We start from the raw sequence: 11,703 nt of genomic DNA on the forward strand, positions 1-11,703 counted from the left end.
CTTCGTTGGCCCGGTAGCTCAGTTGGTAGAGCAGCGGATTGAAAATCCGCGTGTCGATGGTTCGATTCCGTCCCAGGCCACCAGAATGCAGCCCCAGGAGATCGTTCGATTCCTGGGGCTTTTTCGTTGTGCGCGCGTTGGGTTCATTGTCTTGCGGTTCGAATTCCCGACGTCGACGGTATCCAGGGTATAAGGGTGCGCCAATGCCCGTGCTGGGACCCCGGCCTATACTGCATGAGCCGGCGCGGGGTTGTCCCTGCCGGTCCGCCCGGACGCATCGAGCAACGCAGGCAAGCAGCGCTGGCAAGCAACGAAAGCATTCGCGCGGAAACCTCATACACGGAGTTTCACGGTGACTCGAACTGAAGCCAAGGGCGCGCTCGTACTGTTTTCCGGCGGCCAGGATTCGGCCACGTGCCTCGCATGGGCGCTCGACCGCTACGAGAGCGTCGAGACGCTCGGCTTCGATTATGGCCAGCGTCATCGCGTCGAACTGGAGTGCCGCGAAGGCTTTCGCGCGGCGATCGCCAGCACGTTCCCCGAGTGGGGCAAGCGTCTCGGCGACGATCACATGATCGATCTTTCGGTGCTCGGCTCGATCAGCGACACGGCCATGACGCGCGAGATCGAGATCGAAACGGCGGCGAGCGGCTTGCCGAACACCTTTGTGCCGGGCCGCAACCTGATGTTCATGCAGATCGCCGCGGCGATCGCGTATCGTCGCGGGCTCAAGGTGCTCGTGGGCGGGATGTGCGAGACCGACTTCTCGGGCTACCCCGACTGCCGCGACGACACCATGAAGGCGCTGCAAGTGACGCTCAATCTCGGCATGGACACGCGTTTCGTGCTGGAAACACCGCTCATGTGGCTCGACAAGGCCGACACGTGGCGCCTTGCCGAAAAGCTGGGTGGCGAAGCGCTGGTGGACATGGTGCGCGTGGAAACGCACACCTGCTACGTGGGCGAGCGCGCCGAGCTTCACCCATGGGGCTTCGGCTGCGGCGAGTGCCCGGCGTGCAAGCTGCGCAAGCGCGGGTATGAAGCGTATCTCGCTGGCGAGAACGTGACGGAAGCACCGGTCTGAGCGTAGGGCTCGGGCCGCGCACGACTTTCGCAGTGAAAATGCTCAGGGCCGCGCACGGGCGGCGCACCCTGCCAGCACGTTGAACACGCGCCCGAGACCAACCGGCTTTGTACGCGCGCTGCGCGCATGAGCCAGAACCAGGCTGCACCATGACTTACGCGGTAAAGGAAATTTTCTACACGTTGCAGGGCGAGGGCGCGAACGCCGGGCGTCCGGCCGTGTTCTGCCGGTTCGCCGGCTGCAATCTCTGGTCGGGCCGCGAGGAGGATCGCGAGGAAGCCGTTTGCCGCTTCTGCGACACCGACTTCGTCGGCACCGATGGCGAGAACGGCGGCAAATTCCGCACGCCTGAAGAACTCGTCGCGAAGATCGCATCGCTGTGGCCTGAAGGTGAAGGCAACCGCTTCGTGGTCTGCACGGGCGGCGAGCCCATGCTGCAGATCGACCCGCCGTTCGTCGACGCGCTGCACGCGGCCGGCTTCGAGATCGCGATCGAAACGAACGGCTCGCTGCCGGTGCTCGACACCATCGACTGGATCTGCGTGAGCCCGAAGGCCGACGCGCCGCTCGTCGTCACGAAGGGCAACGAGCTGAAGGTCGTCGTGCCGCAGGAAAACCAGCGCCTCGCCGAGTACGCGAAGCTCGATTTCGAGTATTTTCTCGTGCAGCCCATGGACGGCCCGTCGCGCGACCTGAACACGAAGCTCGCTATCGACTGGTGCAAGCGCCATCCGCAGTGGCGCCTGTCGATGCAGACCCACAAATACCTGAACATTCCCTGATTCACGCGAATTTTTCTGAAGAAGCGCCGTGCTGACGATCACCCGAAAACTCGAATTCGACGCGGGCCACCGCATCCCCGACCACCGCAGCCAGTGCCGTAACCTGCACGGCCATCGTTACGTGCTCGAAATCACGCTGGAAGGCGACCTCGTTGAAACCGAAGGCGCGCCCGACCGCGGCATGGTGATGGACTTCGCCGACGTGAAGTCGCTCGCGAACCAGCATCTCGTCGATCTGTGGGATCACGCGTTCCTCGTTTTTTCGGGCGACACGCAGGTGCGCTGCTTTCTCGAAACGCTGCCGGGCCACAAGACGGTCGTGATCGACCGCATTCCGACCGTGGAGAACCTCGCGGCCATCGCGTTCGATATTCTCGCGAACGTGTACGACGCGCACTACGGCGTGAACCTGCGCCTGCACAAGCTGCGCCTGTACGAGACGCCGAACTGCTGGGCCGAAGTCACGCGCAACTGACGCCCGCCAGTTCCGCCTAAGCCGCCTCACCGGCGGTCTCACCCTCGCTCCGACGACCCGCGCAAGGCGGGTTTTCCGCGCCGTCCGGCAAGTTTTTGTCGCGGTATGATCATTGCCGCAAGGCCTGCGCATCCCCGCGTGCGGCCCGACAAACACATAACGGAGCGAGACCTGCCGGCTGCTGCGCTGCCGGGCGACACACCGCCCGCGCCTCGCGCGCGCCCCGCAGCCTCGCCGGGAGCACGGCGATGAGCACCTTCACCAATCCCCTCAAGGAACGCCTCAAGGAGGCGGAGCCGCTATTCGGTCTATGGCTTTCGATGGGCAGCGAAACCGCTGCCGAGGCGCTCGCGCACGCCGGTTTCGACTGGCTATTGATCGACATGGAGCACACCCCGAACGACAGCGGCGACACGATCGCCCAACTGCGCGCCATTGCCGCCGCGCATATGCCCACCGAGCCCGTGGTGCGTGTGCCCGACAGCGAGCCGTGGCTCGTGAAGCATGTGCTCGACGCGGGCGCGCGCACGGTGATGTTCCCCAATGTGGCCTCGGCTGAAGAGGCCGCGCGCGCCGTGAGCCTCACGCAGTACCCCGACGCGAGCACCCCCGGCGGCCAGCGCGGCGTGGCGGGTGTGGTGCGCGCGGCGGCCTACGGCATGCGGCGCGATTATCTCCAGGGCGCGAACGCGCAGATCGCGACGATCGTGCAGATCGAATCGGCTGCGGCGCTGGCCGAAGTCGAGAAGATCGCGAAGGTGCCGGGCGTCGACTGTCTGTTCGTGGGGCCTGCCGATCTTGCGGCGAGCCTGGGCCATCTCGGCGACTCGAAGCATCCCGACGTGCTCGCCGCGATGCGGCGCATTGTGGCCGCCGCACGCGACGCGGGGGTGGCTGCGGGCATTTTCGCCATGGATCCGGCTGGCGCGAAGCAGTATCGCGAGATGGGTTTCAGCTTCATCGCTCTTGCCGCCGACGTGATCTGGCTCGTGCGCGCGACGCGCCAGGCGCTCCAGGAGGCGAGATCATGAGGCGTCCGGAAGCCCTTTTTGAGCGGCTGCTTGCGCGGTTTTTTGCGCCGCGTTTTGGACGCGCGGCGCGCGCGGTCGCCATCGGCTGTCTGGCGGGCGCAGCGCTCGGCGTGAGCGGCTTCGCCGCAGCGGCCGACGGCGCTAGCGCCACGCCTGGCGCCGAATCCGATCCGCAAACGGCCAACGCCGTTGCCGACTACAACGCGGGCAATCTGAGCGCGGCGCGCGCCGAGTTCCAGGCGGCGGCCGAGCGCGGCAACCGGCTGGCGGAGTTCAACTACGCGATGATGCTGGTGAACGGCGAAGGCGGCGCCGCCGACGTGGGCGAGGGCCGCAAGTGGCTGCGCAAGGCGGCGGACGCAAACATGTCGCACGCGCAGTATGTGTACGGGAAGATGTACGACGACGGCGACTTCGTCGAGCGCGATCCGGTCCAGGCGCACCAGTGGTTCCTCAAGGCGGCGAAGCAGGGCCATGTGCAGGCGGAGCTAGCGCTTGCGAATCAGTACCTGGACGGGCGCGGGACCACGCGCGACAACAAGCAGGCGTTCTACTGGTACAAGAAGGCCGCCGAGGGTGGCGACATGACGGCGCAATACGTGACCGGCTCGTTCTACGAGCGCGGCGGCGACGGCGTGCCGAAGAACCTCAACGTCGCGCGCGCGTACTATGCGGCGGCGGCCGCGCAGGGCGATCCCGTCGCGCGACTGAAGTATCAGCAGTTGAGCGCGCAACTGATGAAGTCGGCGCCCACGCAATAAGCACTCAAAAATCGCACGCTGAAACGACAACGCGCCGGACTCTGCCGGCGCGTTGTCATTTGGCGCATCGAAAACGCGGGCGAGGCGGCCCGCTGCACCACTAACTCTGCATCAACCGCTTCTGGCGTCCCACGCTCATGATGAGCCCGATCGCCACGCCGAGTGTCGTGAGCGCCGTGCCGCCATAGCTCATGAACGGCAGCGGCACGCCCACCACGGGCAGGATGCCGCTCACCATGCCGATGTTGACGAACGCGTAGGTGAAGAACGCCATCGTGAGCGATCCGGCCAGTAATCGCCCGAAGAGCGTCGCGCCATTTGCGGCGATATAGAGCCCGCGCGCGATCAGACACATATAGAGCGTGAGCAGCACGAGGCCGCCCGCCATGCCGAACTCTTCGGAGAAGACCGCGAAGATGAAGTCGGTGTGCTTTTCGGGGATGAATTCCAGATGCGACTGCGTACCCTTCAACCAGCCCTTGCCGAGCGGGCCGCCCGAGCCAATCGCGATCACCGCCTGGATGGTGTGGAAGCCCTTGCCGAGCGGATCGGACGTCGGGTCGAGCAGCGTGCAGATGCGGTGCTTCTGGTAGTCGTGCATGAGCGGCCAGTTCACCTGCGGCTGGCAGATCTTGTCCTGGAACGCGGCGATCGAGGCCACCGCGATCACGCCTGCGATCAGCACCGGCACGATCAGCTTGAACGAGAGCCCCGCGAAATAGATGACGAAGAGGCCCGACGCGAACACGAGCACGGCGGTGCCGAGATCGGGCTGCTTGGCGATCAGGCCGACCGGCACGAGCAGAATCACGAAACCGACGACGAAGTCGTACCAGCGCATCACGCCTTCGCGGCGCTGGTAGTACCACGCGAGCATGAGCGGCGTGGCGATCTTGAGGATTTCCGAGGGCTGAATCACCACACCCACGTTGATCCAGCGCTTCGCGCCCTTGCGCGTGAGGCCGAATAGCGCCACGGCAATCAGTAGCGCGATGCCGAAGGTATAGATCGGCACGGCGAAGCGCATGAGCGTATTGGGCGGCACATTGGCGAGCGCCCACATCAGCACGAAGGTGAGCATGATGTTGCGCAGCTGGTCTTCCACGCGGCCCGGCACGTCGAGGCTCGCGCTGTACAGCGTGACGATGCCCACGCACAGCAGCAGGAACACGGTGAGCGCGAGCGGGCGGTCGAAGCCGAGAAACATTTTGCGCAGCGTGTCGAGCACGGCGCGCTTGTCGATCTTGTCGAGCTGGAAGAAAGGCATGGTGACTCCTTACTCGTCGATGCCGCCCGTTGCGGGCTTGGGCGGCGGTGCGAGCGTGGCCGCGTCGCTCGCGCTGGCGGGGCGGCGCGGGCGATGGGGGCCAGGGCCGAAGTGGCGGGGCACGGAGGCGGGCGCGGGGCGGGCGGCGCCCATGCCGTCCGCGCTGGCGGTGCCGCCGTTCACGGCGTCGGTTGCAGAGGGCGCATCGGGGCTGACGTTCTGGCTGGGCTTGCGCGTCTTGCCGGCTGTGCTGCTGGCGGGCATGGGCCGCGCCGCTGCGCCGGCGGCCGAAGCCGGACCCGCAGCGGCCGCGCCCGAGGCTTCAGAGGCAGCCGCTGCAGCCGCTGCAGCCGAAGCCGCCTCGGCCGCCGATGCCGCGCCGGGAATCGGCAACGGCGTGAAACCGGCGGCGACCCGCACAGGCTGGACGACGGGCGTCGCGGGCGTGCCCGGCGCCGCGCCGGATGCCGCGCCGGACGCTGCAGCAGACGCAGCCTCGGGCGGCGCGCCGATCACCGGCGCGGATGCATCCTCCGTGGCCGAAGCCGCCGCAGCCACGGCCGCCTGCTGGACGCCCGGCTTCAGGCGGTCGACGAGATAGTAGTCGAGCACGCGGCGCGCGATCGGGCCTGCGGCCTGTGCGCCCCAGCCGCCGTTTTCGACGATCAGGGCGAGCGCGATCTGCGGCTTTTCGGCCGGTGCGAACGCGATGAAGAGCGCGTGGTCGCGCAGGTTTTCGGCCAGCGCATGCGCCTTGTACTTGCCGCCTTGCAGCGAAAACACCTGCGCCGTGCCGGTCTTGCCCGCCGACGTGTAGGGCGCGTTGCGGAAGACCTGGAACGCGGTGCCCGACTGGTTCATCGTCACGTTTTCCATGCCGCGCTTCACGACGTCGATGTCGGCCTGGCTCACGTTCAGGCGGCCGCTTTGGCTCGGCACCGTGAGACGCTCCTGCTTCGTGATCGGATTCTCGATCTCCTTCACGAGGTGGGGCTTCATGAGCACGCCGTTGTCGGCGAGCGTGGCCGTGGCGTGCGCGAGCTGCAGGATCGTGAACGAGTTGTAGCCCTGGCCGATGCCCAGACTGATCGTCTCGCCCTCGTACCACCTCTGCTGCTCGGGCTTGCGATACGCCTTGCGCTTCCATTCGGTGGAGGGCAGGATGCCGCGCGCCTCGCCCGCGATATCGATACCGGTGAGCTGGCCGAAGCCGAGCGGCTTCATGAAGTTCGCGATGTTGTCCACGCCCAGGTCGTGCGCGAGCATGAAGAAGTAGGTGTCGTTCGACACCATGATCGCGCGGTTCATGTCGACCCAGCCCTGGCCCGAGCGCACGTCGTTGTTGAAGCGGTGGCCGCCGAACATGTAGTAGCCGGGGTCCGAGAAGCCCCACTGCGGCGTGCGCTTGTGCAGCGTGAGCGCGGCGAGCGCCATGAACGGCTTGTAGGTCGAGCCCGGCGGATAGGTGCCGTGCAGCGGGCGGTTCAGCAGCGGGTGATCGGGCGAGTTGTTGAGCTCGTCCCAGGTCTGCTGGTCGATGCCGTCCACGAACGAGTTCGGGTCGAAGCTCGGCGCGGAGACGAACGCGAGAATGTCGCCGGTGGAAGGCTCGATCGCGACGAGCGCGCCGCGTTTGCCCGCGAAAGCCTGCTCCGCCACCTGCTGCAGGGCGATGTCGATCGAAAGCACGAGGTTGTTGCCAGGCGTTGCCTGGGTGCGCGAAAGCGTGCGCACGGGGCGGCCGCCCGCCGTCACTTCCACTTCCTCGAAGCCGGTCAGGCCGTGCAGCTCGGTTTCGTAGCTCTGCTCGACGCCGATCTTGCCGATGTAGTCGGTGCCGTTGTAGTTGTTCGCGTCGAGACGCGGATCGTAGTGCTCCTGATCGTTGTCGTTCTGGTCGCTGGCGTCGTCGATGCGCTCCTGATCGCGCTGCGAAATACGGCCGATATAGCCGATCACGTGCGCGGCCGTCGGACCGAGCGGGTATTGGCGGAACAGGCGCGCGCGCACTTCCACGCCGGGGAAGCGGAAGCGCTGGGCAGTGAAGCGCGCGACCTCGTCGTCGGTCAGGCGCGTGCGGATCGGCAGGCTCTCGAAATTCTTCGAGTCTTCGAGCAGCTTCTTGAAGCGGCGGCGGTCGCGCGCATCGATCGGGATCACGGTCGACAGCTGGTCGATCGTGTTGTCGAGCGTGTCGGTGAGCTTCGAGGGCGTGATTTCGAGCGTGTACGCGGAGTAGTTCTTCGCGAGCACGACGCCGTTGCGGTCCGTGATGATGCCGCGGTTCGGCACGATCGGCGCAACGGAAATGCGGTTTTCGTCCGCCTGCAGCGAGTATTTGCTGTGGTTCCAGACCTGCAGGTAGAGGAAGCGGAACGCGATCAGCCCGAAGCAGACGAACACGAACAGCCCCGCCGCCGCGACGCGCAGGCGGAACTTCGTGAGCTGCTGCTGGGTGTCCTTGAATTCGGTCATGCTGTCAGACCCAGGCCCCACTGTTCCATGCGCGAGGAACGGCGGGCCGGGGTGCGTAAGAGGTAGTCAAGCGAGTCGTCCAGCGGCGAGCGCGCGCCGCTCAAATGGGCCGGGTGTCGTCGGGATCGACGGGGCGGCGCTGCGGCAGGAGCAGCAGCACGCTCGCGACCGGCCAGAGGAGGGCCTCGACGAAGCCGCTGATGAGGTAACCCCAGCCGGGAAACGACGCGCCCATCAGCAGGCGGATCACGAACGGCACGACTTGCGCGCCGACCAGCATGGGCGTGACGGCGAACATTTGCAGGCCGATCGACATCCACAGCACGCGGCGGTGAATGGTGATCGCGCCATACGAAAGCAACGTGTACGCGAGCGCGTGCTCGCCGAGCAGGTTCGCGTTGTGGACGTCCATGAGGAGCCCGAGGAAGAACGCGACGCCCATGCCGACCTTGCGCGGCTGGTGAATGTTCCAGAACAGCAGCACGAGCACGACGAAATCCGGCACGCCGGGCATCTTGCCCCAAGGCAGCAGGTTCAGCAGGAACGCCGCCGCAAGGCTGAAAACGATGAAGTACGGATTGACCGGCTGGAGAATGTATTGCGGACGCGGCATCAATGGCCCCCTTGCTCAACGGCCTTCGCTGCCTCTTCCCGCAGGCTCTCCTTGGGCCTTTTCTCGGGCTGTTTCTTATCCGCCGGCTTCTTGTCGGCGGTGGGTGCGTTTGCTGCGGGCTTTGCCTGCTGCGCGGGGGCGGCCGGCGCCGCGGCGCCCGACGCGCCTGCCGCCGCGGCAGGCTTCGCCTTCGCGTCGTCGGCTTTCTTGTCGGCCTTCTTGTCTGCGGCCTTGGCGGGCTTCTTCTTCGCGTCCTTCGCCTCGGCGGCTGCCGCGGCTTCTTCGGCGATGATCGGGTTGGGCGGCACCTGCGGGACATAGTGCAGCACGAGCACCTGGCGCGCCCCGCGCACCGCGGCGAGCGGCAGGCAGACCACGCGGGCGAATGCCGTATCGGCCTGCTTGTCCACGCGCAGCACCTTCGCGACCGGCAGCCCTTGCGGATACACGCCGTCGAGCCCGCTCGTCACGAGTTCGTCGCCCACTTGCAGATCGGCGCTGATCGGCACGAAGCGCAGGTCGAGCAGGTCGCCCTTCGCCGTGCCGTAGATCACGCTGCGCAGGCCCGTGCGCACGACTTCGACCGGCACGGCCTGGTCTTTGTCGGTGACGAGCGTGACTTCGGATTGCATGGGGAACACGCGCGTGACCTGGCCGATCACGCCGTCTTCGCTCAATACCGGCGAGCCGTTCTGGATACCCTGCTGCGAACCGCCGCCGATCACGACCTTCTGCGTGAACGGGTCGCGCGTGTCGTACTGGATGTCGGCAGGCGTGGTTTGCGCGCCAATGCGCTGCGAGAGCTGCAGCAGCGCGCGCAGGTGCGCGTTTTCGGCTGCGAGCGAAGCGGCCGCGTTGGCCTGCTGCGAAAGCTGGAGATTGCGCACGTGCAGCTGCGTATTCTCGGTGCGCAGCGAGGAACTCGTCACGGCCAGATCGGCGGCGCCCATAAAGAAGTCGCGCGGCACGAGGGCCGCGCGTTGCAGCGGGTACAGGCCCGCGCCGAGCACGCCGCGCACGATCTCGAGCGTCTTGAAGCGCGCGTCTGAGACGAGGAGCGCGAGCGACAGCACGACGAAGAAGATCAGCCGTGCGAGTGCCGATGGGCCCTGTTTAAAGAGGGGCGGCGGACTGTATTCCATGGTCGGCGCCGGGGGCGTGTGCGGTTCGGTGAAACAGAGGGTGTAACGGAGGGCGCAACGAAGTGTGAAACATCGGCGCCCCGAAGGCCGCCCCGTTGCGGGCCCCGTGGCGGCGCGCGCGCCGCCACGCCATCAGTGGCGCAGCGACGCCGAAACCGCGCCGCGGGCGAGCGCAGCGGTGCGCGGCGCGCTTACTCGTACGAGAAGATGCTGCCAAGCTTGTCCATGCGCTCGAGCGCCATGCCCGAGCCGCGCACCACACAGGTGAGCGGGTCTTCGGCCACGAGCACCGGCAGACCGGTTTCTTCGGCGAGCAGGCGATCCAGGTCGCGCAGCAGCGCGCCGCCGCCCGTGAGCATCATGCCGCGCTCGGCGATGTCGGCGCCCAGTTCCGGCGGCGTTTGTTCGAGCGCGATCTTCACCGACGAGACGATCTGGTTCAGCGGGTCGGTGAGCGCTTCGAGAATTTCGTTGCTCGAAATCGTGAAGCTGCGCGGAATGCCTTCCGACAGGTTGCGGCCCTTCACTTCCATTTCCTTGACTTCGGAACCCGGGAAGGCCGAACCGATTTCCTTCTTGATGGCTTCGGCGGTTTGTTCGCCGATCAGCATGCCGTAGTTGCGGCGGATGTAGTTGACGATCGCTTCGTCGAACTTGTCGCCGCCCACGCGCACCGAGCCCTTGTAGACGATGCCGCCGAGCGAGATCACACCCACTTCGGTCGTGCCGCCGCCGATGTCGACGACCATCGAGCCCGTGGCTTCCGAAACCGGCAGGCCTGCGCCGATTGCGGCGGCCATCGGCTCTTCGATCAGGTAGACCTGCGAGGCGCCCGCGCCGTGCGCGGCTTCCTTGATCGCGCGGCGCTCGACCTGGGTCGAGCCGCACGGCACGCAGATGATGATGCGCGGCGACGGCGAGAACATGCGCGACTCGTGCGCCGTCTTGATGAACTGCTTGATCATCTGCTCGGTGACGGTGAAGTCGGCGATCACGCCGTCCTTCATCGGGCGGATGGCTTCGATGTTGCCCGGGACCTTGCCGAGCATCTGCTTGGCTTCCTTGCCGACTGCCTGAATCGTCTTCTTGCCGTTCGGGCCGCCTTCCTGGCGAATGGAGACGACCGAGGGTTCGTCGAGGACGATGCCCTTGCCGCGCATGTAGATCAGGGTGTTGGCGGTGCCGAGGTCGATCGCCAGGTCGTTGGAGAAGTAGCTACGCAGAAAACCGAACATTCAAAAATCCTGTCTCGCTTGTGGCCGACCTTCCAGCTTCGTGGGCGAGGGCGGCAGCGGATAAATTAACAGCCTCAGGGCGTCGTGCTCCGCCGCGAGAGCACTCCGGCATCGCTGCGGAGGGCGTCGCAAGGGGCGCCACGAGGGGCCTGAAACTGCGGGGATGGTTACCGGAGGCAGCCAGGCTGCACCGCCCGTTTGATCTTGTCTGGCCGCATTGTGCTGCGGTCAGAACTGAAAGGCGGATGCAAGGCGGTCCGGGTTTGGGTCGAACGCGTAATGATACCTTATAATTTTGCCTGTTTTGCAGGATCCGGAAGGCAGTTTTTGACCTCATCGAAGCTTTCCTCCAGAGCCGGATCCGGCGCGATAAACCGCTGTTGCAGCACCGAATTTCCGCACTGCCGCAGCTTCTTTTTCCGGTGACCGCATGGCCCTGACCCTGAACGATGTGAAGCGCATCGCGCATCTTGCGCGCCTCGAACTGGCCGACGCCGAAGCCGGCAATACGCTCGAACGCCTGAACGACTTCTTCGGCCTCGTCGAGCAGATGCAGGCCGTGGACACGACTGGCATTGCGCCGCTCGCCCACCCGATCGAGCAGATCGAGGATGTTGCGCTGCGCCTGCGCGAGGACGCCGTGACCGAAATCGTCGATCGCGAAGCGCTCCAACGTCCCGCGCCCGCGGTGCAGGACGGACTTTACCTCGTACCGCGCGTGATTGAGTAAACGCGCAGCATTTTTTCGCCATTTTCGAATTCCTACGAGTCATCAGAACAGTTCGAAAAGGCACGGACGCCCGAGTTTTCGCGGGTTTTCCGAGAAGCGGCCCGCACG

Annotated in this window: 11 protein-coding genes and 1 tRNA gene; 7 read left to right on the forward strand and 5 right to left on the reverse strand. The window is 66.0% G+C overall.

All coding sequences use genetic code 11. The annotated features are described in order from the left end of the window. Positions 1–7 precede the first annotated feature (7 nt). From U5A65_RS15825 to U5A65_RS15850, 6 genes are all read left to right on the forward strand, one after another. A tRNA-Phe gene (locus U5A65_RS15825) sits at positions 8–83 on the forward strand. A 269-nt stretch (positions 84–352) separates the two neighbouring features. Beyond that, on the forward strand, positions 353–1,084 hold the full coding sequence (gene queC, locus U5A65_RS15830) for a 7-cyano-7-deazaguanine synthase QueC (RefSeq protein ID WP_321934451.1): 732 nt from the start codon (positions 353–355) through the stop codon (positions 1,082–1,084). Positions 1,085–1,233: 149 nt separating this feature from the next. After that, positions 1,234–1,866: a 7-carboxy-7-deazaguanine synthase gene (gene queE / locus U5A65_RS15835; RefSeq protein ID WP_321907317.1), complete on the forward strand. Its 633-nt coding sequence runs from the start codon at positions 1,234–1,236 to the stop codon at positions 1,864–1,866. Positions 1,867–1,897: 31 nt separating this feature from the next. After that, positions 1,898–2,341 (forward strand): 6-carboxytetrahydropterin synthase QueD, encoded by a 444-nt coding sequence (gene queD, locus U5A65_RS15840; RefSeq protein WP_321946873.1) that lies wholly within the window; start codon positions 1,898–1,900, stop codon positions 2,339–2,341. A gap of 248 nt (positions 2,342–2,589) precedes the next feature. Next, the gene (locus tag U5A65_RS15845) at positions 2,590–3,372 is read left to right on the forward strand and encodes an HpcH/HpaI aldolase family protein (protein ID WP_321907319.1); all 783 of its coding nucleotides are present in this window, start codon (positions 2,590–2,592) and stop codon (positions 3,370–3,372) included. Further along, positions 3,369–4,133 (forward strand): tetratricopeptide repeat protein, encoded by a 765-nt coding sequence (locus U5A65_RS15850; protein WP_321946782.1) that lies wholly within the window; start codon positions 3,369–3,371, stop codon positions 4,131–4,133. Before U5A65_RS15845 ends, U5A65_RS15850 begins: the two co-directional genes overlap by 4 nt. A 100-nt stretch (positions 4,134–4,233) precedes the next feature. On the opposite strand, the gene rodA is transcribed toward U5A65_RS15850, so the two are convergent. From rodA to U5A65_RS15875, 5 genes are all read right to left on the reverse strand, one after another. Then, positions 4,234–5,400, reverse strand: coding sequence for a rod shape-determining protein RodA (gene rodA / locus U5A65_RS15855; protein ID WP_158756648.1), 1,167 nt, complete (start codon positions 5,398–5,400; stop codon positions 4,234–4,236). 9 nt (positions 5,401–5,409) lie between these two features. Beyond that, entirely contained in the window at positions 5,410–7,875 is a 2,466-nt protein-coding gene (gene mrdA, locus U5A65_RS15860) for a penicillin-binding protein 2 (protein WP_321907323.1), read from the reverse strand. A gap of 100 nt (positions 7,876–7,975) precedes the next feature. Further along, the gene (mreD, locus tag U5A65_RS15865; protein ID WP_321907324.1) at positions 7,976–8,488 is read right to left on the reverse strand and encodes a rod shape-determining protein MreD; all 513 of its coding nucleotides are present in this window, start codon (positions 8,486–8,488) and stop codon (positions 7,976–7,978) included. Beyond that, entirely contained in the window at positions 8,488–9,630 is a 1,143-nt protein-coding gene (mreC, locus tag U5A65_RS15870) for a rod shape-determining protein MreC (protein WP_321907326.1), read from the reverse strand. Before mreC ends, mreD begins: the two co-directional genes overlap by 1 nt. Before the next feature lie 191 nt (positions 9,631–9,821). Beyond that, positions 9,822–10,865 carry a rod shape-determining protein gene (locus U5A65_RS15875; protein ID WP_004189550.1) on the reverse strand — a complete coding sequence of 348 codons (1,044 nt, stop codon included), beginning with the start codon at positions 10,863–10,865 and terminating at the stop codon, positions 9,822–9,824. Positions 10,866–11,295: 430 nt separating this feature from the next. Between U5A65_RS15875 and gatC the strand changes: the two genes are divergently transcribed. After that, positions 11,296–11,595 carry an Asp-tRNA(Asn)/Glu-tRNA(Gln) amidotransferase subunit GatC gene (gatC, locus tag U5A65_RS15880; RefSeq protein ID WP_028203206.1) on the forward strand — a complete coding sequence of 100 codons (300 nt, stop codon included), beginning with the start codon at positions 11,296–11,298 and terminating at the stop codon, positions 11,593–11,595. The last annotated feature ends 108 nt before the right edge of the window (positions 11,596–11,703 follow it).

The sequence above is a fragment of the Paraburkholderia sp. J10-1 genome (assembly GCF_905220165.1).
Lineage (GTDB): Bacteria > Pseudomonadota > Gammaproteobacteria > Burkholderiales > Burkholderiaceae > Paraburkholderia.